Annotated in this window: 22 protein-coding genes; 6 read left to right on the top strand and 16 right to left on the bottom strand. The window is 68.9% G+C overall.

The genetic code is table 11. From position 1 onward, the window contains the following. Positions 1-34: 34 nt before the first annotated feature. Both ACAZ03_RS06740 and ACAZ03_RS06735 read right to left on the bottom strand, forming a co-directional pair. Positions 35-823, bottom strand: coding sequence for an EcsC family protein (locus ACAZ03_RS06740; protein WP_373356651.1), 789 nt, complete (start codon positions 821-823; stop codon positions 35-37). A gap of 40 nt (positions 824-863) precedes the next feature. After that, positions 864-1,349: a GNAT family N-acetyltransferase gene (locus ACAZ03_RS06735; protein ID WP_373356649.1), complete on the bottom strand. Its 486-nt coding sequence runs from the start codon at positions 1,347-1,349 to the stop codon at positions 864-866. A 72-nt stretch (positions 1,350-1,421) separates the two neighbouring features. Here ACAZ03_RS06735 and ACAZ03_RS06730 point away from each other — a divergent pair, with 72 nt between their 5' ends. Next, complete coding sequence (locus ACAZ03_RS06730) at positions 1,422-2,003, top strand: flavin reductase family protein (protein ID WP_373356647.1); 582 nt, start codon at positions 1,422-1,424, stop codon at positions 2,001-2,003. 325 nt (positions 2,004-2,328) lie between these two features. Further along, positions 2,329-2,526 carry a DUF6324 family protein gene (locus ACAZ03_RS06725; protein ID WP_373356646.1) on the top strand — a complete coding sequence of 66 codons (198 nt, stop codon included), beginning with the start codon at positions 2,329-2,331 and terminating at the stop codon, positions 2,524-2,526. Between the two features lie 3 nt (positions 2,527-2,529). Here ACAZ03_RS06725 and ACAZ03_RS06720 read toward each other — a convergent pair whose 3' ends face one another. The 10 genes from ACAZ03_RS06720 to ACAZ03_RS06675 form a co-directional block, all read right to left on the bottom strand. Next, positions 2,530-2,982, bottom strand: coding sequence for an MmcB family DNA repair protein (locus ACAZ03_RS06720; RefSeq protein WP_373356645.1), 453 nt, complete (start codon positions 2,980-2,982; stop codon positions 2,530-2,532). A gap of 612 nt (positions 2,983-3,594) precedes the next feature. After that, positions 3,595-4,998 carry a UDP-N-acetylmuramoyl-L-alanine--D-glutamate ligase gene (gene murD, locus ACAZ03_RS06715; protein ID WP_373356644.1) on the bottom strand — a complete coding sequence of 468 codons (1,404 nt, stop codon included), beginning with the start codon at positions 4,996-4,998 and terminating at the stop codon, positions 3,595-3,597. A gap of 94 nt (positions 4,999-5,092) precedes the next feature. Next, complete coding sequence (gene mraY / locus ACAZ03_RS06710) at positions 5,093-6,175, bottom strand: phospho-N-acetylmuramoyl-pentapeptide-transferase (RefSeq protein WP_373356643.1); 1,083 nt, start codon at positions 6,173-6,175, stop codon at positions 5,093-5,095. Positions 6,176-6,179: 4 nt separating this feature from the next. Continuing rightward, a complete protein-coding gene (gene murF / locus ACAZ03_RS06705; protein WP_373356642.1) occupies positions 6,180-7,622 on the bottom strand; it encodes a UDP-N-acetylmuramoyl-tripeptide--D-alanyl-D-alanine ligase in 1,443 nt (480 codons plus the stop codon). Beyond that, entirely contained in the window at positions 7,619-9,121 is a 1,503-nt protein-coding gene (locus ACAZ03_RS06700) for a UDP-N-acetylmuramoyl-L-alanyl-D-glutamate--2,6-diaminopimelate ligase (protein ID WP_373356641.1), read from the bottom strand. The genes murF and ACAZ03_RS06700 overlap by 4 nt, the downstream gene beginning before the upstream one ends. A 15-nt stretch (positions 9,122-9,136) precedes the next feature. Beyond that, the gene (locus tag ACAZ03_RS06695; RefSeq protein ID WP_373356640.1) at positions 9,137-10,924 is read right to left on the bottom strand and encodes a peptidoglycan D,D-transpeptidase FtsI family protein; all 1,788 of its coding nucleotides are present in this window, start codon (positions 10,922-10,924) and stop codon (positions 9,137-9,139) included. Continuing rightward, positions 10,921-11,292 carry a cell division protein FtsL gene (locus ACAZ03_RS06690; protein ID WP_373356639.1) on the bottom strand — a complete coding sequence of 124 codons (372 nt, stop codon included), beginning with the start codon at positions 11,290-11,292 and terminating at the stop codon, positions 10,921-10,923. The genes ACAZ03_RS06695 and ACAZ03_RS06690 overlap by 4 nt, the downstream gene beginning before the upstream one ends. Continuing rightward, positions 11,289-12,260 carry a 16S rRNA (cytosine(1402)-N(4))-methyltransferase RsmH gene (gene rsmH / locus ACAZ03_RS06685; protein WP_373356638.1) on the bottom strand — a complete coding sequence of 324 codons (972 nt, stop codon included), beginning with the start codon at positions 12,258-12,260 and terminating at the stop codon, positions 11,289-11,291. The genes ACAZ03_RS06690 and rsmH overlap by 4 nt, the downstream gene beginning before the upstream one ends. A 3-nt stretch (positions 12,261-12,263) precedes the next feature. Then, positions 12,264-12,761 (bottom strand): division/cell wall cluster transcriptional repressor MraZ, encoded by a 498-nt coding sequence (locus ACAZ03_RS06680; protein ID WP_373356637.1) that lies wholly within the window; start codon positions 12,759-12,761, stop codon positions 12,264-12,266. Positions 12,762-13,372: 611 nt separating this feature from the next. After that, positions 13,373-14,494, bottom strand: coding sequence for an Mrp/NBP35 family ATP-binding protein (locus ACAZ03_RS06675; protein WP_373356636.1), 1,122 nt, complete (start codon positions 14,492-14,494; stop codon positions 13,373-13,375). Between the two features lie 131 nt (positions 14,495-14,625). Here ACAZ03_RS06675 and ACAZ03_RS06670 point away from each other — a divergent pair, with 131 nt between their 5' ends. Continuing rightward, complete coding sequence (locus tag ACAZ03_RS06670) at positions 14,626-14,994, top strand: DUF1127 domain-containing protein (RefSeq protein ID WP_373356635.1); 369 nt, start codon at positions 14,626-14,628, stop codon at positions 14,992-14,994. 504 nt (positions 14,995-15,498) lie between these two features. On the opposite strand, the gene ACAZ03_RS06665 is transcribed toward ACAZ03_RS06670, so the two are convergent. Further along, the gene (locus tag ACAZ03_RS06665; RefSeq protein ID WP_373356634.1) at positions 15,499-15,942 is read right to left on the bottom strand and encodes an Lrp/AsnC family transcriptional regulator; all 444 of its coding nucleotides are present in this window, start codon (positions 15,940-15,942) and stop codon (positions 15,499-15,501) included. Between the two features lie 82 nt (positions 15,943-16,024). Here ACAZ03_RS06665 and ACAZ03_RS06660 point away from each other — a divergent pair, with 82 nt between their 5' ends. After that, positions 16,025-16,621: a LysE family translocator gene (locus ACAZ03_RS06660; RefSeq protein ID WP_373356633.1), complete on the top strand. Its 597-nt coding sequence runs from the start codon at positions 16,025-16,027 to the stop codon at positions 16,619-16,621. A 645-nt stretch (positions 16,622-17,266) separates the two neighbouring features. Here the strand turns inward: ACAZ03_RS06660 and ACAZ03_RS06655 are convergent. Continuing rightward, complete coding sequence (locus tag ACAZ03_RS06655) at positions 17,267-19,603, bottom strand: ATP-dependent helicase (protein ID WP_373356632.1); 2,337 nt, start codon at positions 19,601-19,603, stop codon at positions 17,267-17,269. 116 nt (positions 19,604-19,719) lie between these two features. Further along, a complete protein-coding gene (locus tag ACAZ03_RS06650; RefSeq protein ID WP_373356631.1) occupies positions 19,720-20,268 on the bottom strand; it encodes a MarR family winged helix-turn-helix transcriptional regulator in 549 nt (182 codons plus the stop codon). A 152-nt stretch (positions 20,269-20,420) separates the two neighbouring features. Between ACAZ03_RS06650 and ACAZ03_RS06645 the strand changes: the two genes are divergently transcribed. Together ACAZ03_RS06645 and ACAZ03_RS06640 are read left to right on the top strand one after the other, a co-directional pair. Beyond that, the gene (locus ACAZ03_RS06645) at positions 20,421-21,950 is read left to right on the top strand and encodes an MDR family MFS transporter (protein ID WP_373356630.1); all 1,530 of its coding nucleotides are present in this window, start codon (positions 20,421-20,423) and stop codon (positions 21,948-21,950) included. Positions 21,951-22,263: 313 nt separating this feature from the next. Further along, entirely contained in the window at positions 22,264-25,713 is a 3,450-nt protein-coding gene (locus ACAZ03_RS06640; RefSeq protein WP_373356629.1) for a pyruvate carboxylase, read from the top strand. Here the strand turns inward: ACAZ03_RS06640 and ACAZ03_RS06635 are convergent. Continuing rightward, positions 25,710-26,279, bottom strand: coding sequence for a TetR/AcrR family transcriptional regulator (locus ACAZ03_RS06635; protein ID WP_373356628.1), 570 nt, complete (start codon positions 26,277-26,279; stop codon positions 25,710-25,712). The genes ACAZ03_RS06640 and ACAZ03_RS06635 overlap by 4 nt on opposite strands. Between the last annotated feature and the right edge of the window lie 3 nt (positions 26,280-26,282).

Genomic DNA, 26,282 nt, shown 5'->3' with positions numbered 1-26,282 from the left:
CCCCGGCGATATTTGGGGCCAGATGAAGGGCGGATCAGCCCGCCATCGTCACCGGCAGCTTCCGGCGGGCGAGCTCGCGGTGGAAAGCCTCCAGCACCTGCTCCTCGCCATAGGTGCGGGCGAGCTTGCGCAGGCCGAAATGCACATGGGCGACCTCGGTGTAATAGCCGACGAAGGCGTAGTTCGTGCCGGCCCCCGCCACAGCGCCTAGGATCGGCACGGCCTGGGTCGCGAGCTTCTGGCTCATGACGGCGGCGAACTTCGGCGCCACCTTGCCGAGCAGCCGGTGGAGCGCCGGCCCCGTCAGCGCCACGCGGGCGCCGAGGAACGAGGTGTCGATCCCGTCATCCGCCGCGCCCGGCGCGCCGGCGCCGAAGACGCGGAGGCACTGCAGCCGCGTCTCTTCAGAATCGGGATCCTCGCCGTAGCTCTCGGCGACGCCCTGCACGGCACGGAAGATGATCGTCGTGGCGACGGGAAGCTCCGCCAGCGCCGTCCCCAGCCCGGCGATGCCGCCGATGGCGCCCGAGACGGTGCCGAGCGCCCGGTGGATCCCGTCGCCCTTCGGCGCCTTCGGGACCTTGCGCGCCAGATGATAGGCCCGCTCCAGCCCCAGCCGCGCGGCGCCTTCGATGCGCTCGCGGGTCTTCTTGGGCAGGAGCTTCAGCCCGTCCTCGACCTGGCCGCCGACGAGGTTCACGGCCTTGATGACGAGCCCGCCCGCAGACAGCTGGCGCCGCGCCAGGGCCGCGATCTCCTCGCGGCCGGCATCGTCGAGCGGCGTGTCGAAATTGACGGTACGCATCGGATCCATCTCGGCCATGCGTCAAGAGATGGGGCGGCAGGGCGCGTTTGGCAAGCGCTCACATGGCGCGGGTGACCTCGCCGGTAACGCCGTCCCACGCGCCGGGAGCGAGCGCCAGCCCGAGCACCCGGGCGGGGTTGGTCGGCGGCGGCATGAGAACGCCTTCCAGCCGCGTGAAACCGAAGCGCCGGTAGTAGGGTTCGTCCCCCACCAGCATCATGCGCTCATGGCCGAGCGCGCGCGCCCGCTCCACCGCCTCGCCAATGAGCGCCGCGCCGAGCCCCTCGCCCTGGCGCGTCGCATGCACGGCCACGGGGCCGAGGAGCAAGGCCGGCAGGGTGCCGACCCGGACCGGCCAGCAGCGGATGGCGCCGACGACGACGCCCGTCCGGTCGCGGCGGATGCGGCAGAGCTCTGGGACCGGCGGCACCCCGTCGCGCAGCCGGTAGGAGGAGAGCGCGGTGCGCCCCGGGGCGAAGCAGCTGTCGTAAAGCGCCTCGACCTCCCACCAATCTTCCGGCGTTTCCTGTGGATAGGCCTCCACCCCACCTCCCCCTTTCGGCTGGACCCCGGCCTTACATGAGGCTAGGCCCGGCGGCAAACCCGAGGTTTTCGCATGTTCTACCGCCCCGAAGACGGCCACGGCCTGCCCCGCAATCCGTTCAACGCCCTCGTCTCGCCGCGCCCGATCGGCTGGATCTCGTCGCGGGCGGAGACGGGCGTCGACAACCTCGCGCCCTATTCCTTCTTCAATGCCGTCGCCTATACGCCGCCGCAGGTGATGTTCGCCTCGACCGGCACGAAGGACAGCCTCAAGAACATCCTCGAAACAGGGGTCTTCTGCTGCAACATCGTGGAATATGCGATGCGCGATGCCATGAACCAGACCTCCGGCAGCCATGACCGGAGCCTGTCGGAATTCGATATCGCCGGCATCGAGAAAGAGGAATGCGAGACAGTGCCGTGCGCCCGCGTGGCCGGCGCGCCGGCGGCGCTCGAATGCCGGCTGACCGAGGTGGTGGCCCTCCGCGGCGCCGACAACCATCTCGTGCTCGGCGAGGTCACGGGCGTGCATATCCGCGAGGATTGCCTGGTGGACGGGATCTTCGACGTCACCCGCTTCGGGATGCTGACGCGGCTCGGCTATCAGGATTACGGGGTGATCCGCGAGACCTTCACGCTGACGCGGCCGAAGTGAGGCGGCAGAGGTGAGAGGGTGCCTTCGGCAGTGGAGGCTCTGCCTCCACACCTCCGGCATATTTCCGGCCAGATGAAGGGGCAGTCGGAGGGTTAGGGGCCAGTTCTGGTCCAGGGTTTTCTGAACGAAGGCCTCCTTCGGCGCCCAGGAGGTGAGCGGCCAGCCGCCGCTCGCAGGGAGCGCGCCGGCGGCGCGGTGCCGCTCGTGGGGCCGGAGGGCCCAACGTTGCCGGGACCCCGCGCCTCGGTTAGGTATTTGCCCGCTTGCACCCGGGGGCCGGGCCGGGCTATTGCCGCCCATCCCGAACCACCCGAAGAGAGACGAGATGGGCATCGATACCGAGCGCGACGTCGAGGCGAACCTGCAGATCGGCCCCACCGACCACGGCATGGTGCGGCTGTTCATTGAGGCGGGGACCACCGAGATCCCGATGGATTTCGACCCCGAGGAGGCGGAGGAAATCGCGGAAGAGATCCGCGCCGCCGCCCGCACCGCCCGCGCGATGAAGACGCGCAAGCGCTAGGCCTCAGGACACGAAGGCCCCGACGCCCGGGTCGCGATACGCCGCGAGCCGCCGCGCCGCATGGCGGGCGAAAAGCAGCATCAGCGCCTTGCGGCGGGCGCCGGCGAGCTTCGTCTCCGGCCCGATGCGCAAGATCTCGGCATCATAGCTGTCGGCGATGATCAGGCCGGTCTCCTCCGGGAGGAGATCGACGGGGAAGTCCTCGCCCACCGCCCAGAAGAAGCGGTCGCACCAAGGCAGATAGCCCTGCCACTTGCGGTCGGCCATGTAATCGGCGCGGCTCGACTTGCATTCGATCACCCAGATCTCCCCCCGCGGCCCGACGGCCATGACGTCGACGCGGAGGCCCCGATCGGGCACGAGCTCTTCCACGGTGACGAAATCATGCGCCGCCAGATGCCGGCAGACGCCGCGGGCGATGAGCTGGCCGGGCTGGAGGGCGGGAAGATCGGTCATGGGCAAACCATGAACAATTGGTGAACACGGGTCAAGATGAGCAATCGTAGGGTAGGTTTGTAACCCACCCTTCCCGGGAACCCGGCGCAACGCCGGCCGCGCGGGGCGAGCGCCGGCCCGGGGGTTGGCGCTCCTGCCGGCTGGTCGGAGCGCTATATAATGCAACCCCGCCCTCGCTCCGGGCTCATGCCCAGACCCAGCCAGAGCGCCAGCCCGCGGGACGGGCCGGCGCTCGCCCTGCGCCGTGCCGGCGCGTACCGGGCGGGGAATAGCTCGGGCGCTGAGCCATCGGTGGGTTGCAAACCTACCCTACGGCGGCGGCGATGCGCGGTGCAGGCCCCCCTTGCCGGACGCGGGGGAGAGGATTACCTGGGGGGCTGGCGGGTTTCTGCTCTTCTCGTGCAACGGGTCAATTCCAGTGGCCTTAAGCAAATCCGAGGGAGCTGGCTCTGTTCGGGTCTTGGCCCGGTTATCTGGCGCCCACCTGTATATACAGGTCCTCGGGAATAGTTACCCGACGGTTGCAGCGGTTCCCGCCACTCCGCTCCCCCCGGGAGGCCCTACGCCCCTTGCCCCGTTCCATCATATCGCGGCGCTGAGGGCCTGCCCCCGTCAGGGCGACAGCGCCGCCACGAGCGCCGCGAAGTGATCGCCCCGCCGCTCGAAATTGTCGTATTGATCGAAGCTCGCCGCCGCCGGCGCGAGGAGCACGACCTCGCCCGGCTCGGCCTCCGCCGCCGCCTGGGAGACCGCGACCTCCATCGTCCGGCAGATCTCGGCCTCGACGCCGGGGAGTTGGCGGGCGAAGGCCTCGGCCTCGCGGCCGATGACATAGGCCTTCACGACATGGTCCAGATGCGGCTCCAGCCGGCCGAGGCCGCCTTCCTTCTCCAGCCCCCCGCAGATCCAGCGGATCTTCGGGAAGGCGGCGAGGGCATGGGCGGCGGCATCGGCATTCGTCGCCTTTGAATCGTTGACGAAGACCACCCCGCTTCGCTCGGCGATGCGCTGCGAGCGATGGGGGAGCCCGGGATAGCTCGCGAGCCCCGCCTCGATCTCGCGCGGCCCGAGGCCAAGGGCCCGCGTCACCGCGAAGGCCGTGCAGGCGTTCTGGTGGTTGTGCGCGCCGGGGAGGCCGGGGATGGCGCGCAGGTCGATCGAGGCGACCTGCCGGGACTTCCGCCATTCGCTGAGGAAGCCCTTCCGCGCGAAGACCAGCCAGCCGGGGCCGGTCAGCTTGCGCGCGGCGGAGACGCGGATCACCCGCTCGTCCCCCGGGCCCATGGCGAGCTGGTTGGCGAGGTAGAGCCCCTCGTCCTCGTCCACCCCGATGACCGCCCGGTCCGGGCCTCCTTCCGCGAAGAGCCGCCGCTTGGCGGCGAAATAGCCTCCCGGGCCGGCGTGGCGATCCAGATGATCGGGGGAGAGGTTGGTGAAGGCGGCGATGTCGGGCGTCAGCGCCCGGGCGAGGTCGGTCTGGTAGGAGGAAAGCTCAAGGACGATCACCTCGCCATCCTGCGGCGGCTCGATGTCGAAGACGCCGCGGCCGATGTTGCCGGCGAGCTGCGCGGGCCGGCCGGCCTCGGTCAGGATGTGATGGATGAGCGCCGCCGTGGTGCTCTTGCCGTTCGAGCCGGTGACCGCGACGACGCGGGGCGGGCGGTCGAATTCGGCGAAGGCCGAGGAGCCGAAGGCGCGGAAGAAAAGGCCGATGTCGTTGTCGACCGGCACCCCCGCCTCCCAGGCGGCGCGGATCGCCGGATGGGCGCTCGGGTAGAGATGCGGGATGCCGGGGGAGGTGACGAGCGTCGCGAGGGGCTCGACGTTGGAGACCTTCGTCAGGTCGGCGATCTCGATGCCTTCGGTGGCGGCCGCCGCCTCGCGCGCCGGGACGGAATCGTCCCAGCCGACGGGAATGGCGCCGCCTGCAATGAGCGCGCGGGCGGTGGCGAGTCCGGAGCGGCCGAGGCCGAGGAGGCCGACGCGCTGGCCTTCGAAACCGGTGGCGGGGATCATGCGGGACCTCCTGGCCTGGTGGAGAGGCCGGGGGGCTGTCTGCCCCCCGGACCCCCCGAAGGCTATTTGAAAAGGGGCAGAGGCAGGTTTGCCCTCAGCGCACCTTCAGGGTGGCGAGGCCGATCATGGCGAGGATCAGGGCGACGATCCAGAAGCGGATGACGATCTGCGGCTCCGACCAGCCCATCTTCTCGTAATGATGGTGGATCGGCGCCATCAGGAAGACACGCTTGCCGGTCCGCCGGAAGTAGAAGACCTGGATGATGACGCTGAGCGCCTCGATCACGAAGAGCCCGCCGACGATGCCGAGGACGATCTCGTGCTTGGTGGCGACGGCGATGGCGCCGAGCGCGCCGCCGAGGGCGAGGCTGCCGGTGTCGCCCATGAAGACCGCCGCCGGCGGGGCGTTGTACCACAGGAAGCCGAGCCCGCCCCCGATGAGGCCGGCGCAGAAGATGATGATCTCGCCGGTGTCGGGCACGTAATGGACGCCGAGATATTCGGTGAAGTCCGTCCGGCCGACCGCATATGCGATGACGCCGAAGGTGGCCGCCGCGATCATCACCGGCATGATGGCGAGCCCGTCGAGCCCGTCCGTCAGGTTCACCGCATTGGCGGCGCCGACGATGATGAAGGCCCCGAAGGGGATGAAGAACCAGCCGAGATGGACGAGAAGCTCGCGGAAGACCGGGAAGGCGAGGTCGCCCGTCAGCCCCTCGGGGTGAAAGCTCATCGCCCAGAAGGCGGCAAGGCCGCCGACGAGGATGCCGAGGCCGAGCCGCACCTTGCCGGGCACGCCGTTGGTGTTCTGCCGCGCGACCTTGGCGTAGTCATCGGCGAAGCCGATGATGGCGAAGGCGAGCGTCACGAAGAGCACCATCAGGATGTAGGGATTGTCGAGCCGCGCCCAGAGGAGCGTCGCGGTGAGGACCGCGCCGACGATGAGGAGCCCCCCCATCGTGGGGGTGCCGGCCTTGGCGAGATGCCCCTCCGGCCCGTCGGCGCGGATCGGCTGGCCCTTGCCCTGGCGGCGGCGGAGCACCTCGATCAAGGGCCGCCCGAAGAGGAAGCCGAAGACGAGCGCGGTGAGAAAGGCGCCGCCGGCGCGGAAGGTGATATACCTGAAAAGGTTGAAGAAATCACCGCCATCGGACAAAAGGGTCAGCCAGTAGAGCATGTTGTCACGCCTCCTGTTCGCGCGAGGCGCCGCGATGCCCCAGATTGCGGATCGCGTCAACGATCCGCGACACATGGCTGCCCTTGGAGCCCTTGACCAGCACGACATCGCCGGCGTCGACCAGCCGGGCGACCTGCGGGATCAGCTCCTCGGCCGTCGCCGCCCAGCGGCCGCGGCGCTCTAGCGGCAGGGCCTCGTGAAGATGCTTCATGCGGGGGCCGACGCAATGGATGAGGCCGAGGGCGGGCATCGCCGGATCCTCCGCCATGGCTACATGCATGGCGATCTCGTCCGGCCCCAGTTCGAGCATGTCGCCGAGGATGGCGACGCGGCGCCCCTTCTCGACGCGGCCGGCGCCGTCGCGGGGCCGCGCCGCCGCCAGCACCGCCAGCGAGGCGGAGAGCGAGGTCGGGTTGGCGTTGAAGGCATCGTCGATCAGGTCAAGCGTCTCGCCGTCGCGGGCGGGGTCTAGCACGACCTCCTCGCGGGTGCCGCGGCCGGGGGGCGGCGCCCAGTCGGCGAGGCCGACGAGGGCGCGGGCGAGGTCGGCGCCGAGGGCGGAGGCCGCCGCCAGCGCGCCGAGGGCGTTGAGTGCGAAATGCCCGCCCTCGCTCGCGACCTTCAGGACGAAATCGAGCCCGCCGCCGGTCGCCTCCGCCGTGGTGGCACCGCGCGAGACGGTGACCGCGCCGAGCTGCCAGTCGGCAGGCGCCTCGGTCCCGAAGGTCACGACCCAGGCGCCGGCCGAGCGGGCGGCGCGGATCATGAGGGGCGAGGTTGGCAGCGTGGCATTGACGATGGCGGTGCCGTCGGGCGTCAGCCCCTTGAAGATATCGGCCTTCTCCGCGGCGATGCCCTCGAGGCTGTCGAAGGCCTCCAGATGCGCGGCGGCGATGGTGGTGATCATCGCCACATGCGGCCGGGCGAGGCGCGCGAGCGGCGCGATCTCGCCGGGGTGGTTCATCCCGATCTCGAGGATCGCGAAGTCCGTCTCGCGCGGCATCCGGGCGAGCGTCAGGGGCACGCCCCAATGGTTGTTGTAGCTCGCCTCCGCCGCATGGACGCGGCCCTGCCCGGCGAGGGCGGCGCGCAGCATCTCCTTGGTGGAGGTCTTGCCGACCGAGCCGGTGATCGCCGCCACCCGGGCGCGGGAGCGGGCGCGGCCGGCGGCGCCGAGCGCGGTGAGCCCGGCGAGCACGTCGGGCACGATCAGGAGCGGCGCCTCGGACGGCACGCCCTCCGGCACGTGGCTGACCATGGCGGCGGCGGCGCCCTTCTCCAGCGCGGCGGCGACGAACTCGTGGCCGTCGCGAGCGTCTTTCAGCGCGATAAAGAGATCGCCGGGCTTGAGCGTCCGCGTGTCGATGGAGACGCCGCCGGCCGTCCAGCGGCCGCGCACCTCGCCGCCCGTGGCGGCGGTGGCCTCGGCGGCGGTCCAGAGGCTCATGCCCGGCCCTCGAGCGCCGCGACGGCGATGGAGGCCTGCTCGGCATCGTCGAACGGATGGGTCGTGTCTCCGACGATCTGCCCGGTCTCGTGGCCCTTGCCGCAGATGAGGAGCGCGTCCCCCGGCCCCAGCGCATCGACGCCGCGCAGGATCGCCTCGGCCCGGTCGGCGACCTCGGTGAGCTTGGTCGCATCGCCGCCCTGGCGGGCGCCGTCCATGACGGCGGCGCGGATCAGCGCCGGGTCTTCGCTGCGGGGATTGTCGTCGGTGACGATCACCTGATCGGCGTGCTCGGCGGCGGCGCGGCCCATGAGCGGGCGCTTGCCCCGGTCGCGGTCGCCGCCGGCACCGACGATGGCGACGATGCGGCCCATCACATGCGGGCGGAGCGCCTGGATCGCGGTGGCCACCGCATCGGGCGTATGGGCGAAATCCACATAGGCGGCGGCACCATTGTCACGCGTCGCCGCCAGCTCCATCCGGCCGCGCACGGTGCGCAGCTTCGGCAGGGTGGCGAAGACATCCTCCGGCGCCTCGCCGGCGCCGATGACGAGCGCCGCCGCGAGGGCGACATTGGCCGCCTGGAAGCCGCCGATCAGCTCAAGGCGAAGCATGTGCGGCGCGCCCTCCCAGTTGAAGCGCAGCTCCTGCCCCGTGGCATCGAAGCGCTGCGCCATCAGGCGGAAGCGCGCCTCGGCGGCGCGGCCGATGCCGATGACCTCCTGCCCGCGCGCGGCGGCGCGGCCGGCGATCTCGGCGCCATAGGCATCGTCGAGATTGGCGACCACGACGCCCTCCTCGTCGAGCACACGCTCGAAGAGCCCGAGCTTGGCCTCGAAATAGGCGCGCATGTCGGCGTGGTAGTCGAGGTGATCCTGGCTGAGGTTGGTGAAGCCGGCGGCCGAGAGGGCCACGCCGTCGAGCCGCCGCTGGTCGAGCCCGTGGGAGGAGGCCTCCATCGCCGCATGGGTGATGCCGGCCGTCGCCGCCTCCGCCAGCGCCCTGTGGAGCGTCAGCGCATCGGGCGTCGTGTGGCGGAGGGGCAGCGTGTAGTCGCCCTCAACCCCGGTGGTGCCGACGTTGACCGCCTCATGCCCCAGAGCCTGCCAGATCTGCCGGCAGAAGGAGGCGACGGAGGTCTTGCCGTTCGTGCCGGTGACCGCGACCATCACCGCCGGCTGGGCGCCGTACCAGAGCGCCGCGGCGCGGGCGAGCGCGGCGGCGGGATCCTCGCTGAGCACGAGCGCGGCATCGGCGCCCTCCAGCACATCGGCGGCGATCTCGGCCCCCTCGGGATCGGTCAGCACCGCGCCGGCGCCCTGGCGGAGCGCATATTGGATGAACTCGCCGCCATGGACCCGGCTGCCGGGCAGCGCGGCGAAGAGCATCCCCTCGCGCACCTCGCGGCTGTCGATCGCCAGCCCCGTGACCTCTGCCTCGCGCCCGCCCCGTGCCGTCAGGCCGAGATCGGCCAGCGACGTGCTCCTGTCAGTTCTCATGCCCATCCCGGCCCCTCAATGCGAGGCCTGATGTATACTCTCCGGCGCCCAGCGCACAACGTCGGGCCGCAGGCCCATGAGCGGCGCCGTCCGCCGGATGACCTCGGCCGCCACCGGCACCGCCGTGTAGCCGGCCGTCCGCCGCGGAATGGGGCCAGAGGTATCGACGGGCTCGTCGAGCGAGATGACGATGACATATTGAGGATCATCGGCGGGGAAGACGCCCGAGAAGGTGGAGATCACCTTGTCGTCGTAATAGCCGCCGCCGTTCTCGCGCGGCTTGTCGGCCGAGCCGGTCTTGCCGCCGACATTGTAGCCCTCGACCTCGGCGAAGCTCGCGGTGCCCCGCGTCACGACCTGCCGCATGATCGAGCGGATCTGGTCGGAGGTCTCGGGGCTTATGACGCGCTCGCCGTGTTCGGGTTCGTCCTGCCGCAGCAGCGTCGGCGTCACCAGCGTGCCGCCGTTGACGATCGTGGCATAGGCCGCGGCGAGATGCAGCGGCGAGACGGCGAGCCCGTGGCCGTAGGAGATGGTCATGAGCGACAGGTCCGACCAGTTGTCCGGCGTCTGCGGGCGGCCGGTCGGCGCCTCCGCCATCTCCACCGAGGTGGGCGTCAGGAGCCCGAGCGAGCCGAGGAAAGCCTGCTGGCGCTCGATGCCGATCATCAGCGCCAGGCGGCTCGTGCCGATGTTGGAGCTCTCGACGATGACATCGGTCACCGTCAGTTCCGGCCCGTAATCGTGGAAGTCGTTGATGCGGAAGCGGCCGTAGGTGAGCGGCCCGCGGGTTTCGACCATGGTCTGCGGATTGACGAGGCCGAGGTCGAGCGCCTGGGCGGCGGCGAAGATCTTGAAGACCGAGCCGAGCTCGTAGACGCCCTGCAGCGCCCGGTTGAAGAGCGGCGAATCGGCGGGCGACCCCTCGGTCGGCGGGCGGGGCCGGTCGTTGGGGTCGAAATCCGGCAGGCTCGCCATGGCGACGATCTCGCCGGTATGCACATCAAGGATGATTCCCGAGGCGCCGCGCGCGTTCATGAGCTGCATGCCGGAGCCGAGCACCTCCTCCAGCGTCGACTGCACGGTGAGGTCGAGCGACAGGACCAGCGGCTCGGGGCTGTAGGGATCGCGCAGGCGCGCATCGAAATAGCGCTCCACCCCCGCGACGCCGATCACCTCGGCGGAGGAAACCCCCTCGCGCCCGTAGGACGAGCCGCCGAGGATATGCGAGGCGACGGGCCCGTTCGGATAGAGCCGCATCTGCCGCGGCCCGAAGAGGAGGCCGGGGTCGCCGATGTCATGCACGGCCTGCATCTGCTCGGGGCTGATCTGGCGGCGGATCCACAGGAACCGCCGGTCGCCCGTGAAATCGGCGCGGAGCCGCTCGACATCGAGCTCGGGGAAGATGCGCGCCAGCTCGGTGGCGGCATATTCGGGGTCGATCAGCTCCTGCGGCTGGGCGTAGAGGCTGTAGGTCTCCATGTTCGTCGCGAGGATCCGGCCGTTCCGGTCGGTGATGTCGGCGCGGTCGGAGAGGATCGGCGCCGGCCCGCCCTCGGCCTGCAGCGTCGGCTCCTCGGCATCGGACGAGGCGAGGACGGCCATCTGCCCGCCGATCAGCGAGAAGGCGACGAAGAAGCACAGGCTCATGAACTTGAGCCGCGAGGCGGCGCGGCTGCGCAGCCTCTCGCGCATCTCCTCGTGCCGGTGGCGGAGGTTCTCGCGCTCGATGGCCTCGGTCGATTCGCCGCTTTGGCGGGCTTGCAGGATGCGGGCGAGCGGGCGGAGCGGGCGACGGATCACAGCGGCTCCTCATCGGGGTTGATGGGGCCGGAAAAGCCCTGCGACGACAATTCGACGACATCGTTGATGCCCGCCAGCTCCGGCAGCGGCTCCGGCACGTCGGAGAGATGGCCGAAGGCGTCGGGCAGGATCGGCAGAAGCTCCAGCCGGGCAAAGTTGAGATCGCTGAGGGCGCGGAGCCGGTCGGGCCGGTTGAGCCAGGCCCATTCGGCGTTGAGGATGCCGAGCCGCGAGCGATTCTCGCCGATCTGGGCATGGAGGTTCGCGACGCGGCGGAGCGAATCCTGCGTCTGATAGTTCTCCTGATAGGCCCAGAAGGCGAGGCCCATGACGGACAGGGTCATGAGAACGTAGAAAAAGCCCCTCATGGGCGCCCTCCCCTGACTGGCATTCCAAGCGCCTTCGGCTCCGGCATCGCCGGGGCGGGTGCCCCGGTGCGGCGGGCCATGCGCAGGCGCGCCGAGCGGGCGCGCGGATTGGCGGCGATCTCGTCTTCCGTGGGGTCGATGGCCTTCTTCGAGAGCGGCTCGAAGCTCGGCTCCGGCCCCGTGACCTCGGGCGCATGGCGCGAGCCGCCGCCGGTGGAGCCCCGCGCCTGCAGGAAGCGTTTCACCATGCGATCCTCGATGGAGTGAAAGGTGACGACGGCGAGCAGGCCGCCCGGCTTCAATGCCCGCTCAGCCGCTGCAAGCCCCAAATAGAGCTCGTCATATTCCTCGTTCACCGCGATGCGCAGCGCCTGGAAGCTGCGCGTCGCCGGATGGCTCTGCCCGGGCTTCTGCCGCGGCAGGACAGAGGCGACGACCTCCGCCAGCTGCAGCGTGGTGGCGAGCGGCCGGGCGCGGGCGATGGCGCGGGCGATCCGGCGCGAGGCGCGCTCCTCTCCATAGAGGTAGAGGATGTCGGCGATCTCCTCCTCGGAGGCCTCGTTGACGATATCGGCGGCGCTCGGGCCGGTGTCGCTCATGCGCATGTCGAGCGGGCCGTCCTTCTGGAAGGAGAAACCCCGCTCCGGCTGGTCGATCTGCATGGAGGAAATGCCGAGGTCGAGCACCACCCCGTCGAGCGGGCCGTCTGCCAGCGTGTCGAGCTGCGAGAAGCGGCCCTCCTTGAGGATCAGCCGGCCGGCATATTCGTCGCGCCAGCCCTCGGCGAGGCGGAAGGCGCTCGGGTCCCTGTCGACGCCGATCACTTCGTCGGCGCCGGCGGCGATCAGGCCCCGGGCATAGCCCCCCGCCCCGAAGGTCCCGTCGAGCCAGCGGCCCGTGACCGGGGCGGCGCGCTCGAGGATGGGGGCGAGAAGGACGGGGATATGCGGGGCAGCCGGCACGTCCATCGCCTATTCCGGTGGGGAGTCGATGAACGACAGGGGGTCGACGCCGTCGGGGATGCTGTCGAGCCAGCTCGTGACCTCGTCCTCGCGGCTGGTCGTCGCCTCGTCGCGCCAGATCTCGAAGTAGCGGCCGTAGCCGAGCAGCGCGAGCGGCGCCTCGCCCTCGACGTCCAGCTTGTCGCGCATGCGCTGCGGCAAGACCATGCGGCCGTCCTTGTCGAGCGAGACATCGGTCGTCTCGACGCTGTAGAGATAGGCGAGGCCCTTCTTGTGCGGGCCTTCTGGCATCTTCTCGATGCCCTCGCGGATCTCGGTAATGCGGTCCATCGTCCAGACCTTGAGGTAACCCTTGAGATCGCGGGAATGCTGGACGGCCAGGCGGGCGGGCTTGCCCTGCTCCCACTTGGCATCGTTCTGCTCGAGGACGGCGCGATAGGCGGCAGGGATGGAAAGGCGACCCTTTCCGTCCAGTTTCTGCTCGATCTGGCCTGTGAAGGTGCTCACGCGGCGCCCGGTCCTCACCCCCCGAAACCACTGCCCGAATAGGAAACGGCGGATCGGTCTGCTGCCACTGACCGATCCGCCGCCCTGTCCCCTCTAGGGGGAGGTCCGACTGCGCGCGCCACCTGGGGGGATGTCTGCTCGCCCGCGCGCCGGATCACGATGTTCGAGAGGGAGCCGCCTGTATGAAACCTGCTCTGGGTCTGGGGTCGTTTGCTGCCCCGGTATTTGTCGCTGCCCTCTCGGTGAACCTGTTGTGCCATGGGATGATCCCCCGATCAATGGGAGAATCTGGGATAAGCTGGGCGGAGGTGGATTCCGGGTGGATCGGGCCTCATGAGGCCAATCATGGTAACTAAATCGTTGACACAGAAAATTGCGCGCGACTCGGGGAACCACCCCATATCTAGCGAAAGGGCCCTCTCTGGCACTGGATTTGGTGGGGGAGGCGATCACGGGGTCTGTGATCGAAATGCCGCTCTGGCCGATTAAATCCCGGGCAGAAGGGCCGGATTCGGGGGTCGGACGGGCCGGAAACCGGCCCGTCCCAGATCATCCCAGCGGGAATCCCGGGTCATCCCGGGCGCTCCCCCGGCCCGTCCCGGGCGCGCCCGTCAGGCCATGCCGCCCTCGATCAGCCCCCGCGCGAGTCGCCCGTAGGCCTCGGCCATCAGCCCCTCACCCGCCGCGACCGGATTGCCGCTGTCGCCGCCAAGGCGCGTGTCGAGGTCGATGGGCAGCGCGCCCAGAAGCGGCAGGCCGAGCCGCTCCGCCTCCCGCGCCGCGCCGCCATGGCCGAAGATATGGCTCTCGTGGCCGCACTCCGGGCAGATGAACATCGACATGTTCTCTATGAGCCCGAGGACGGGCACCTTCAGCGTGCGGAACATGTCGATCGCCTTCACGGCATCGATCAACGCCACATCCTGCGGCGTGCAGACAACGATGGCGCCGGAGAGCGCCGTGCGCTGCGCGAGGGAGAGCTGCACATCGCCCGTGCCCGGCGGCAGGTCGATGATGAGCACGTCGAGCTCGCCCCAGGCCACCTGGCCGAGGAGCTGCTGCATGGCGCCCATCAGCATCGGCCCCCGCCAGATCACCGCCTTCTCCGGCTCCAGCATCAGCCCGATGGACATCATGGTGACGCCGTGGGCATGGGCCGGCTCGATGATCTTGCCGTCGTTCGAGCGCGCCCGCTCGGTGACGCCCATCATCTTCGGCTGGGAGGGGCCGTATATATCGGCATCGAGAAGGCCGACCTTCTTGCCCTCCCGCGCCAGCGCCACGGCGAGATTGGCGGCGACGGTGCTCTTGCCCACGCCACCCTTGCCGGAGCCGACCGCAAGGATGCGCTTGATGCCGGCGACGGGCTGCGGCCCGCCCTGCTGCGGCGTCGGGTGGCCGCCGATGCGGATCTGCGGCGGCGCCTCCTGCGGGGCCGGCCGTCCGCCGGGCTGCCCGCGGGACGGGGCAGCCCCCTGCCCGCCCCCCGAATGCGCCGTCAGCGCCACCGAGGCCTTCTCGACCCAGGGCAGCGATTCCGTGGCCGCCTCGGCGGCGCGGCGCAGCCCCTCCATGGCGCGGGCCTCGTCGGGGCTCGGCGCCTCGATGACGAAGCGCACGCGCCCGCCCTCGATAGAGAGCGCGCGGATCATGTCGCGACTCACCAGATTGCCGCCGCCCGGCAGCTCGAGGCGGCTCAGAACCGCCCGGATCTCGTCTTCTCGCTCGGCCAAGGGGGCCTCCTCTCGTCGTCGCGCGCGGCCCGACGGGGCCGGAGTCGCGCTTTTGCCTTCATCATCCGCCCAATTGGCGGGCAAATACCCGCAGCGGAGCCAATTATTCTAGCCGCAAAAGAAATATGCATATGCCGCATGGCAGCATTGCAGAACCGGCCATTGTGCACCTGCAGCAAATGGACCAAATCTCAGTCCAAGACGACCGCAGCGGTCGGCGGCGGGCAAAGAGCCCGGTGAACCGATCGGATGTGACCCGCGTAACACGAGCAGACGAGTTTGACATGGCCCTTGCAACTTCTTCCCGCCTGGCGGGCTTCACCATCGGCCAGCGCTTCCTGTCGGGCTTTGCCTTCATGGGCGAGCGCGCGGCGCAGGCCCGTGTATACCGTTCCACCGTCAAGGAGCTCAGCTCGCTTGGCGACCGCGATCTGGCCGATCTGGGCCTGCATCGCTCGATGATCAAGGCCGTCGCCCGCACTGCGGCATACGGCGAATAACAGTTTTCGGGATCCGGGCGTCCTCCTCCCTGCCCGGTCCCGGTTCGGCCCCGTCCCTCCTCCTCCCTGGACGGGTCCTGACCAAAGCGGCGGCATCCACCTCCTCCCGGATGCCGCCGCCACGGAATAGACCGGCGCTCCACCTCCTCCCGGAGCGTCAGGCCTGATGCGGCGGCACCCACCTCCTCCCGGGTGCCGTCGCGCAAGTTTCAAGTTTTGGGGCCCACCTCCTCCCGGGCTTCCAATACCGGCGGCAGCGCATCCTCCTCCCGCGCTGCCGCCACCCAGATCCGGGCGCGCGGCACCTCCTCCCGCCGCGACGTTCGGGAGCGCCGCCACCTCCTCCCGGTGTGCGCTCATCCAAGCGCGGTCCCACCTCCTCCCGGGACACGTGTTCAGGCGGCGGCACCCACCTCCTCCCGGGTGCCGCCGCCGCTTTTTTAGGCGGAGGACCCCCTTTTTACTTCACGGGCTGACATAAAACCGTGATGTTTCTGCCGCGACTCAGGCCCTGGCGTCCTTCGCGGAGCCCATGACGATGTAGCTGGTGATCTGGCGGACCGCCGGAATCGTCCCCAGGACCTCGGTATGGAAGCGTTTGTAGGCGGCGAGATCCTCCGCCTCGACGCGCAGGAGGTATTCGAACGCCCCCGTCACGTTGTGGCATTCGCGGACCTCCTCTGCCGGCTCGATCCGCCGCTCGAAGGCCGCCTGCGCGGCCTTGGTATGCTCCGAAAGCGAGATCGCCACATAGACGACGAGCGCCCGCCCGGCCGCCTTGGGATCGACCACCGCGCGATAGCCTGTGATGATGCCCTTGCGCTCCAGCTCCTGCACCCGGCGCAGGCAGGCGGAGGGCGAGAGCCCGACTCGCCCGGCGAGCGCCAGATTGGTGAGCCGCCCGTCGGCGCTCAGCTCCTGCAATATCCTGCGGTCTATCGCGTCCATCCGGGCAATCCGTTGCAACATAAGCTCCTGCGCCCGCATCTTTGCAATTTCATGCCGCCCGGGCGAGCGCATTCTCACCGGCATGGACCTGCAACTCTTCCTCGCCGCGCTGCTCTTCGCGCTCGCCTCCAGCACGACGCCGGGGCCGAACAACCTGATGCTCATGGCCTCGGGCGCCAACTACGGCTTCCGCCGGACGGTGCCGCACATGCTGGGCGTCGGCATCGGCTTCTCGGTGATGGTCCTCGGCGTCGGGCTCGGCCTGTCGCTGGTCTTCGAGCGCTACCCGCTGGTGGAGCAGGTGCTCACCTGGGCCTCCCTCGCCTATCTGCTCTGGCTGGCCTTCAAGATCGCGACCGCCGCTCCGCCGGAGGACACGCCGGAGGCGCGGGGCCGGCCCTTCACCTTCCTGCAGGCCGCCGCCTTTCAATGGGTCAACCCCAAGGCCTGGGCGATGGCGATGACGGCGACGACCGCCTATGCGGCCGGGCACCGGGTGGGAGACGTGGCGCTGGTGGCGGGGACGTTCCTCCTCTCCTCCACCATCAGCACGACGAGCTGGGCCGCCCTCGGCGTCGGCGCCGGGCAGGTGCTGAAGGGCCGGAAGCGGCTCAGGGCCTTCAACATCGTCATGGCGGTGCTGCTGGTGGCGACGCTGGTGCCGGTGCTCAAATACTAACGAAAAAGTTCGCCCGCTTCCCGACGAACCCTCCGAAACCACTCCACAGCCTCCTCTGCAAGAGAGATCGGGTCCCCTATTCTAATCGCCTTGCCACCCAACGAAGTGGGGACATCGAATGACCTCTTCTTCTTACTAGAATGGATCCTTCTTAAGCGAATTGAAGCGGGCTGGTATTTGAAGGGAACTGGCCGGTCGCTAACTAGCTTGCTTATCCGCCCCTGTCCGTCAGTAGAGACAGTAAAGGTCCCGGTGTTGACGCCATTAAAAACGTTGTTGGAGAAATAGGCATCCTGTACATTGGGGCCCAACCCCACAAAGCCGCCTAGCGAAGAAAAACCGTCTCCATACTCGGACACTGGCGTCAGGCTATGTTCAAAGTGATTTCTGGCCTCTCTAAGGTAAACTAGCCCCATGTCATCCTTAGCGCTAGAATTCTTCAATCGTGCTGCAAAGGGCCTTCCCTTAGGATCTTCGGCACACGCATCAATCAATCTCCCAATCGTTCGACCAAAATGCGAGAGAAAATCTTCCCAAGAGTTCTTTAACTCAAAGCCGGACTGAGAGTTCTTCAGCTCTGCAAGAGACGTTTCCGCTCTTCGAAATGCATGGTCAACTTCGTCAAAACGTCCAGACATGGCCACCTCAAAACGGTATGTCGTCCGCCAGATCGGCACTCACTACGAACCGCGCCACGACGTTCTTCACGCCGGCCTTGTCGAAGGCGATCTCGAGCTTGTCGCCCTCGATCCCGGTGATGGCGCCGTAACCGAACTTCTTGTGGAAGACGCGCTCGCCTTCCGTGAAGCTCGACGAGGCCTCGAGGTCGATCGTCACGTGCCGCGCCTCGCCCGGCTGCGCCATCGGCCGGGTCTGGCGGGATTGCATCCGCTTCCAGCCCGGCGAGTTGTAGACATCCGCCCGCATCGCCCGCTCCTGCACGGCCGAGGGCCCGGCGGAAGGCGCCGCGGCGCCGAAGCCGCCGCCGTAGAGCCCGGGCGGCGTCAGCACCTCGATATGCTCGGCCGGCAATTCGTCGATGAAGCGCGAGGGCAAGGCGCTCTGCCATTGCCCGTAGACCCGCCGGTTGCCGGCGAAGGAGATCGTGCAGACCCGCTCCGCCCGGGTGATACCGACATAGGCGAGCCGCCGCTCCTCCTCGAGGCCCTTCAAACCGCTCTCGTCCATCGAGCGCTGCGAGGGGAAGAGCCCGTCTTCCCAGCCCGGCAGGAACACCGCGGGGAACTCCAGCCCCTTGGCGGCGTGGAGCGTCATGATCGAGACCTTCTCGTCCTCCGCGTCGCTCTCATTGTCCATGATGAGCGCCACGTGCTCGAGGAAGCCCTGCAGATTGTCGAATTCCTCCAGAGCCTTGACCAGCTCCTTGAGGTTCTCGAGCCGCCCCGGCGCCTCCGGCGTCTTGTCGGCCTGCCACATGCCGGTGTAGCCCGATTCGTCGAGGATCATCTCTGCGAGCTCGACATGGGTGTCGGCCTCGGCAACCACCTGGCCATGCCAGCGGTCTAGCCCCTGCACCAGCCGCCCGAGCTCCTTCGCGCCCTTGCCGGAGAGCCGCCCTTTATCGACGCAGGCCCGCGCGCCCTCCACCAGCGACACGCCGAGCTCCCGCGCCGTGCGCTGGATGGTCTGCACCGCCTTGTCGCCGAGGCCGCGCTTCGGCGTGTTGACGATGCGCTCGAAGGCAAGGTCATCGTCCAGCGAAACGGCGAGGCGGAAATAGGCCATGGCATCGCGGATCTCGAGCCGCTCGTAGAAGCGGGGGCCGCCGATGACGCGGTAGTTGAGCCCGATGGTCAGGAATCTATCCTCGAAGGCGCGCATCTGGTGCGAGGCGCGCACGAGGATGGCCATGTCGTCCAGCGACATCGGCTCCATCCCGCGCGTGCCGCCCTGCATCGCCTCGATCTCCTCGCCGATCCAGCGCGCCTCCTCCTCGCCGTCCCAATGGCCGATGAGGCGGACCTTCTCGCCCTCGTTCGCATCGGTCCAGAGCGTCTTGCCGAGCCGGCCCTTGTTGGCGGCGATGAGGCCGGAGGCGGCGCCGAGGATATGCGGCGTCGAGCGGTAGTTCTGCTCGAGCCGGATCACCTTCGCCCCGGGGAAATCCTTCTCGAACCGCAGGATGTTGCCCACCTCGGCCCCGCGCCAGCCGTAGATCGACTGGTCGTCATCGCCGACGCAGCAGATGTTGCGGTGGCTCTGGGCGAGGAGGCGGAGCCAGAGATACTGGGCGACGTTGGTGTCCTGATACTCGTCCACCAGGATGTAGCGGAACCAGCGCTGATACTGGGCGAGCACATCGGCATGGGTCTGGAAGATTGTCAGCATGTGCAGCAGGAGGTCGCCGAAATCGACGGCGTTCAGCTCGCGCAGCCGCGCCTGGTACTGGCCATAGAGCGCCACGCCGCGCCGGTCGAAGGCGGAGGCCTCGCCGGCCGGCACCTTGTCGGGCGTCCACGCCCGGTTCTTCCAGTTGTCGATGATGCCGGCGAGCATCCGCGCCGGCCAGCGCTTGTCGTCGATGTTCTCGGCGACGAGGAGCTGCTTGAGGAGCCGGATCTGGTCGTCGGTATCGAGGATGGTGAAGTTGCTCTTCAGCCCGACCAGCTCGGCATGACGGCGGAGGAGCTTCACATTCACCGCATGGAAGGTGCCGAGCCAGGGCATCCCCTCCACCGCCTCTCCCATGAGCCGGCCGACGCGATTTTTCATCTCGCGGGCGGCCTTGTTGGTGAAGGTCACGGCGAGGATCTCATTGGTCCGGCAGCGGCCGGTCAGCAGCAGGTGCCCGATGCGCGTCGTCAGCGCCTTGGTCTTGCCGGTGCCGGCACCGGCGAGCATGAGAACGGGGCCGTCGAGCGCCTCCACCGCCGCGCGCTGCGCGGGGTTCAGCTCGTCGAGATAGGGCGCGCCACGGGCCGCCATGGCCTGCTGGCTGAGGGGCAAGGGGTCGCTGCTCATGGGGGGAGGATACCGGGAAGTGCGGCGGCTGGAAAGCCTTCGTTCCCGCAATGTTCCGAAGAGTTAACGGCGGCGGACTTGCCGTCAGCCCCGAGTTCCGTCAGCCCTTTGTTCCGTCAGCCCTGCGCCAGCTTCTGCGCGACGCCGTCCGTATAGCGGCGGAAGAGCCGCGAGAAGGTGGCGATGTCCTCCTCCGGCCAGCTCTCGTAGATCGACAGCAGGAACTCCCACTTGTGCTGGCGGAAGCTGGCGAGAAAGGTCTCGGCCTTCTGCGTCAGCTCGAGGCAGGATTTGCGCCCGTCCTCCTGCGCCGCGGCCCGGCGGAAATAGCCGCGGGCGACGAGCTCGGCGGCGAGCCGCGAGGCGCGCGACGGCGTGATCTGCATCATCTCGGCAAGGTCGCCCACCGTCGCCTGATCCCCGCCGCCCGGCGCATGGCAACGCCGCGCCACCGCGGCGAGCGCCTGGAACTGCGTGAGCTCCAGATCCGCGCCGGTCTGGCCGAGGAGCGCGGCCACCCATTCGCCCTTCTGCATCCGGCGCGACCACTGGAACATCGCCAGATCCAGATCGAGGAGCGAAGAGGCCGCCGCCGCGCTGAGCCCGTGGGCGGCGATCAGCTCCGGCACGCCCTCCTGGAACGGTGAAAGTCTGTGCTGCGTCACGGGGGCCGGTCTCCTGTCTGCGGCACAGACATGCGCGGCCCGGGGCGGATTGTCAATTTAATTGCGGTAAGCAAGAATGTTCCGTTGACACATAAATTCGCCGGGCATAGGGAGGGCCGAACCCTCCCCTCCCCGGAATCCCCCGTACGCTCATGACCGACATGCCTCCAACCGACGCCGCGCCGGAGCCCCACCAGGGCAACATCCGGCTCATCATTGCCTCCATCGCCACGCTCATGCTGCTGGCGGCGCTGGACCAGACCATCGTCTCCACGGCCCTGCCCACCATCGTCGCCGATCTCGGCGGGGTGGAGCACCTGAGCTGGGTGGTGACGGCCTATTTCCTGACCTCGACCATCGTCGCGCCGCTCTACGGCAAGCTCGGCGACCTCTACGGCCGGCGGAACATGGTGTTCATCTCGGTGACGCTGTTCCTCATCGGCTCGGTCCTGTGCGGCATGGCCAATTCCATGCTCTTCCTGATCCTCGCCCGGGCGCTGCAGGGGCTGGGCGGCGGCGGCATCTTCGTGCTCGTCCTCTCGGTCATCGGCGACGTGATCGCGCCGAAGGACCGCGGCAAGTTCCAGGGCGTCTTCGCGGCCGTCTTCTCGATCTCCTCCGTGATCGGCCCGCTCATCGGCGGCGGCCTGGTCGAGATCGTGTCCTGGCACTGGATCTTCTACATCAACCTGCCGATCGGCCTTCTCGCCGTGCTCGGCTTCGCCGCGGCCTTCAAGCCGACCGGCCGGCGCAAGAAGCACCGGATCGACTGGGAGGGCGCGATCTCGCTCTCGATCCTCCTGACCGGCGTCGTGCTTCTCACCTCGCTCGGCGGGCGGGAATTCGCGTGGCTCTCGATGCCGGCCTTCGTGCTCGGCGCCGCGATCCTCCTCGGCCTCGCCGGCTTCATCTGGTCGGAATCGCGGGCCGCGGAGCCGATCATCCCGCTCGGGCTCTTCCGGCAGAACGTCTTCGTCGTCACCTCGATGATCGGCATGATCGGCGGGGCGGCGATGTTCGGCGCGATCACCTTCATGCCGATGTACCTGCAGGTGGCCAAGGGCGTCTCGCCGACGATCTCGGGCCTGCAGCTCCTGCCGATGACGCTGGGGATCATGATCTCCTCGCAGCTCGCCGGCCGCTACATGGGCCGCACCGGGCGCTATTTCATCCTGCCGCTGATCGGCCTCACCTCGCTGATGGTGGGGATGCTGCTCCTGTCGACGCTCACGGCGACGACGCCCTACTGGATGACGGCGATCTTCATCCTCTTCGTCGGGCTCGGCATGGGGCAGATCTTCCCCGTGGTGACGACGGCGGTGCAGAACTCCGTCGCCCGCGAGGTGATGGGCACGGCCACGGCCGCCGGCATCATGTTCCGCCAGATCGGCGGGGCGGTCGGCACGGCGGTCTTCGGCGCGATCTTCGCGGCGCGGCTGACGGCCAGCATCGGCGAGAACGCCCCCGCGGGGATTACCGGCGAGGGCTTCGACCCCGCCGTGCTCGCCAGCCTGCCGGCGGAGGTGCGCGACCGGATGGCCGAGATCGTCACCCATGCGCTGCATCCGAACTACCTGATCGGCGCGGCGCTGGCCTTCACGGGCATCCTCATCGCGACCCGCCTGAAGGAGACGAAGCTTCGCGGCCGCGGCCCGGAGCCCGAGGCCCAGCCCGCGGAGTGATCTCCCGCCCTTGATCGAGAAGAGGGAGCGCCCCCCGGGACGCTCCCTTTTCATTTGGCGCCCTCCATCGCGCCGGCCGTCGCCCGCCCCGCGCCCCGGCCCCCCAGTCTTTGCTCCCGAAAAATCCTCAGGGGGGATCTCGGGGGGCGCGAGCGCCCCCCGAGGCGGGGGGCCGGGGGCGGCAGCCCCCGCATGCCACCCTCACCCCCACGCCCCGCCGTTAGCGCCAACACTTCCCCGCCGGAAGGGGATTGCGCTGCAGCGCGGCATGGCTAGGCTGGGCTGCGCAGCAATCAGCCCCGGGGGACAAGGCGTGGCCGACTTCAAGAAAATCCTCATCGCCAACCGGGGCGAGATCGCCATCCGCATCATGCGGGCCGCGAACGAGATGGGGAAGAAGACGGTCGCCGTCTTCGCCGAGGAGGACAAGCTGGGCCTCCACCGCTTCAAGGCCGACGAGGCCTACCGGATCGGCGAGGGGATGGGCCCCGTCGCCGCCTACCTCTCGATCCCCGAGATCATCCGGGTCGCCAAGGCCTCCGGCGCCGATGCGATCCACCCGGGCTACGGGCTTCTTTCCGAGAACCCCGATTTCGTCGATGCCTGCGACGCCGCCGGCATCACCTTCATCGGCCCGAAGGCCGAGACCATGCGCGCCCTCGGCGACAAGGCCTCCGCCCGCCGCGTCGCCATCGAGGCCGGCGTGCCGGTCATCCCGGCGACGGAGGTGCTGGGCGAAGACATGGCGCTCATCCGCGAGCAGGCGGCAGAGGTCGGCTATCCGCTCATGCTCAAGGCCTCCTGGGGCGGCGGCGGCCGGGGGATGCGGCCGATCATGAACGAGGAGGAGCTCGAGACGAAGGTGCTCGAGGGCCGCCGCGAGGCCGAGGCCGCCTTCGGCAACGGCGAGGGCTACCTCGAGAAGATGATCCAGCGCGCCCGGCATGTGGAGGTGCAGATCCTCGGCGACAGCCATGGCAATATCTACCACCTCTGGGAGCGGGACTGTTCTGTCCAAAGGCGCAACCAGAAGGTGGTGGAGCGGGCGCCCGCCCCCTACCTTTCCGCCGCCCAGCGCGAGAACCTGTGCAACCTCGGCCGGCAGATTTGCGCGCATGTGAACTACGAATGCGCCGGCACCGTCGAGTTCCTGATGGATATGGATTCGGGCGAATTCTACTTCATCGAGGTGAACCCCCGCGTGCAGGTCGAGCATACCGTCACCGAGGAGGTGACGGGGATCGACATCGTGCGCGCCCAGATCATGGTCGCCGAGGGCAAGAGCCTGATGGAGGCGACCGGCAAGGCGTCGCAATATGACGTCACGCTGCAATGCCACGCCCTGCAATGCCGGGTGACGACCGAGGACCCGACCAACAATTTCATCCCCGATTACGGGAGGATCGGCACCTACCGCAGCGCCACCGGCCCCGGCATCCGGCTCGACGGCGGCACCGCCTATTCCGGCGCGGTCATCACCCGCTACTACGATTCGCTCCTGACCAAGGTCACCGCCCGGGCGCCCACGCCCGAGATGGCCATCGCGCGGATGGACCGGGCGCTTCGGGAGTTCCGCATCCGGGGCGTTTCGACGAACATCGACTTCGTCATCAACCTGCTCAAGCACCCGACGTTCCTCAGCAACCAGTACACGACCAAGTTCATCGACACGACGCCCGAGCTCTTCGACTTCCGCCAAAGGCGCGACCGGGCGACGAAGATCCTCACCTATATCGCCGACATCACCGTCAACGGTCATCCGGAGACGGAGGGCCGCGCCCGCCCCCATGCCGAGGCCAAGCCGCCGAAGCCGCCGGTGAGCTTCTCCTCCGACGTGCCGAAGGGCTCGGCCGACCTCCTGCGCGAGGGCGGCGTGAAGGCGGTGCAGGAGTGGCTCCTCGGCTCGAAGCCCCTCCTCATCACCGACACCGCGATGCGCGACGGGCACCAGTCGCTGCTCGCGACGCGGATGCGCTCCATCGACATGGTGGGCGCCGCGCCCGCCTATGCGCAGAAGATGCCGGGGCTATTCTCAGTCGAATGCTGGGGCGGCGCCACCTTCGACGTGGCCTACCGCTTCCTGCAGGAAAGCCCCTGGAAGCGCCTCGCCCATATCCGCGCCGCCATGCCGAACATCCTGACGCAGATGCTGCTGCGCGCCTCGAACGGCGTCGGCTACACGAACTATCCCGACAATGTCGTCCAGTTCTTCGTGCGCCAGGCCGCCGAGGAGGGCGTCGACGTCTTCCGCGTCTTCGACTCGCTCAACTGGGTTGAGAACATGCGCGTCGCCATGGATGCCGTGGTCGCGACCGGAAAGATCTGCGAGGCGGCGATCTGCTATACCGGCGACATCCTCGACCCGGCCCGCGCCAAATACGACCTCAAGTATTACGTCGGCATGGCCAAGGAGCTGGAGGCCGCCGGCGCCCAGATCCTCGGGCTGAAGGACATGGCGGGGCTGCTGAAGCCCTCCGCCGCTACGCAGCTCATCAAGGCGCTGAAGGACGAGATCTCGATCCCCCTTCATTTCCACACGCATGACACCTCGGGCGCCGCCATCTCCACCGTCCTCGCGGCGGCGGCCGCCGGCGTGGACGTGGTGGATGCGGCGATGGATTCGCTCTCCGGCAACACCAGCCAGCCGACGCTCGGCTCCATCGTCGAGGCGCTGCGCCACACCGAGCGCGACACCGGGCTCGACATCGCCGCCGTCCGCGAGATCTCCAACTACTGGGAGGCGGTGCGCGGCCAGTATGCCGCCTTCGAGAGCGGCATGCAGGCACCCGCGTCGGAGGTCTATCTGCACGAGATGCCGGGCGGGCAGTTCACCAACCTCAAGGCGCAGGCCCGCTCGCTCGGGCTCGAGGATCGCTGGCACGAGGTCGCCAAGACCTATGCCGATGTGAACATGATGTTCGGCGATATCGTGAAGGTCACGCCCTCCTCCAAGGTGGTGGGCGACATGGCGCTGATGATGGTTAGCCAGGGCCTCACCCGCGCGCAGGTGGAGGACCCCGCCACCGACGTCGCCTTCCCCGACTCGGTCATCGACATGATGAAGGGCAACCTCGGCCAGCCCCCCGGCGGCTGGCCGAAGGCCCTGCAGGAGAAGGTGCTGAAGGGCGAGGCGCCGCTCACCGAGCGGCCCGGCGCCCTGATGAAGCCGACCGACCTCGCGGCGAAGCGCAAGGAGCTGGCCGAGGCGACGGGCCTGGAGCTGGAAGAGATCGCCGACCGCGACCTCGCGGCGTACCTGATGTATCCCAAGGTCTTCACCGAATATGTGGCGCGCCATCAGGTCTACGGCCCCGTGCGCGCCCTGCCGACGAAGGTGTTCTTCTACGGCATGGAGCCGGGCGACGAGATCTCCGTCGAGATCGACCCGGGCAAGACGCTCGAGGCGCGGCTCGCCGCCGTCGGCGAATTGCAGGACGACGGCGAGGTGCGCGTCTTCTTCGAGCTGAACGGCCAGCCGCGGACGATCCGCGTGCCGAACCGCAAGGCCCAGGGCGGCAAGGCCGCCGTGCCGAAAGCCGACCCGGCCAACCCCGCCCATATCGGCGCGCCGATGCCCGGCGTGGTCGCCACCATCGCCGCCCAGCCGGGCATGGCGGTGAAGAAGGGCGACCTTCTTCTCACCATCGAGGCGATGAAGATGGAAACCGGCATCCACGCCGACCGGGACGGGACGGTGAAATCCGTCCACGTCTCCGCCGGCGCGCAGATCGACGCCAAGGACCTGCTGGTCGAGATGGGCTAGCGGAGCGTCAGGATCCCCAGCATCGCCGCGAGATCCGGCGGCTCGGGCCGATGCGGCTCGGGCTCGCCGAAGCGGCAGGCGAGGCCGAGCGTGGCGCGGCCATGGATCAGCGACCAGACGAAGGCCTCGGTGGACATCGCCGTGTCGCCGACCGGCGCGAAGGGGGCGCAGCCCTCGCGCAGCACCTCGAAGGCGGCATCGCCGGCCTCGGATAGCTCGGGATCGTCGGCCATCGGCAGGCTGCTGTTGAAGATCAGGTGGAAGAGCCCGGGGTGGCGCTCGGCGAAGGTCAGATAGCCCCGGCAGATGGCCACCAGCCGCGCCCGCGGCTCCTCCCCCGCCCGCGCCCGCTCCGCCAGCATCTCCGCCGCGAAACGGCGGAAGCCGATGGCGGCGATGGCGGCGCGAAGCCCCGGAAGGCCGGCGAAGTGATGCGCCGGCGCCGCATGGCTCACCCCCGCCCGCGCCGCGCAGGCGCGGAGCGTCAGGGCGGCGAGGCCCCTCTCTTCCAGAATGGCGAGGCCGGCGTCGATCAGCGCGGCGCGGAGGTCGGGCGTCTGGGTCATCGG

This window comes from Pseudoroseicyclus sp. CXY001 (assembly GCF_041714655.1).
Classification (GTDB): Bacteria; Pseudomonadota; Alphaproteobacteria; order Rhodobacterales; family Rhodobacteraceae; genus Pseudoroseicyclus_A.
This window is presented reverse-complemented; position numbering and strand designations above follow the sequence as displayed.

Bases quoted from the DNA above. Each gene is read 5' to 3' on its own strand.
- ACAZ03_RS06740 (WP_373356651.1), bottom strand. From the start codon at position 823: ATGGCCGAGATGGATCCGATGCGTACCGTCAATTTCGACACGCCGCTC.
- ACAZ03_RS06730 (WP_373356647.1), top strand. From the start codon at position 1,422: ATGTTCTACCGCCCCGAAGACGGCCACGGCCTGCCCCGCAATCCGTTC.
- ACAZ03_RS06725 (WP_373356646.1), top strand. From the start codon at position 2,329: ATGGGCATCGATACCGAGCGCGACGTCGAGGCGAACCTGCAGATCGGC.
- ACAZ03_RS06720 (WP_373356645.1), bottom strand. From the start codon at position 2,982: ATGACCGATCTTCCCGCCCTCCAGCCCGGCCAGCTCATCGCCCGCGGC.
- murD (WP_373356644.1), bottom strand. From the start codon at position 4,998: ATGATCCCCGCCACCGGTTTCGAAGGCCAGCGCGTCGGCCTCCTCGGC.
- mraY (WP_373356643.1), bottom strand. From the start codon at position 6,175: ATGCTCTACTGGCTGACCCTTTTGTCCGATGGCGGTGATTTCTTCAAC.
- murF (WP_373356642.1), bottom strand. From the start codon at position 7,622: ATGAGCCTCTGGACCGCCGCCGAGGCCACCGCCGCCACGGGCGGCGAG.
- ACAZ03_RS06700 (WP_373356641.1), bottom strand. From the start codon at position 9,121: ATGAGAACTGACAGGAGCACGTCGCTGGCCGATCTCGGCCTGACGGCA.
- ACAZ03_RS06690 (WP_373356639.1), bottom strand. From the start codon at position 11,292: ATGAGGGGCTTTTTCTACGTTCTCATGACCCTGTCCGTCATGGGCCTC.
- rsmH (WP_373356638.1), bottom strand. From the start codon at position 12,260: ATGGACGTGCCGGCTGCCCCGCATATCCCCGTCCTTCTCGCCCCCATC.
- ACAZ03_RS06670 (WP_373356635.1), top strand. From the start codon at position 14,626: ATGCCGCATGGCAGCATTGCAGAACCGGCCATTGTGCACCTGCAGCAA.
- ACAZ03_RS06665 (WP_373356634.1), bottom strand. From the start codon at position 15,942: ATGGACGCGATAGACCGCAGGATATTGCAGGAGCTGAGCGCCGACGGG.
- ACAZ03_RS06660 (WP_373356633.1), top strand. From the start codon at position 16,025: ATGGACCTGCAACTCTTCCTCGCCGCGCTGCTCTTCGCGCTCGCCTCC.
- ACAZ03_RS06655 (WP_373356632.1), bottom strand. From the start codon at position 19,603: ATGAGCAGCGACCCCTTGCCCCTCAGCCAGCAGGCCATGGCGGCCCGT.
- ACAZ03_RS06645 (WP_373356630.1), top strand. From the start codon at position 20,421: ATGACCGACATGCCTCCAACCGACGCCGCGCCGGAGCCCCACCAGGGC.
- ACAZ03_RS06635 (WP_373356628.1), bottom strand. From the start codon at position 26,279: ATGACCCAGACGCCCGACCTCCGCGCCGCGCTGATCGACGCCGGCCTC.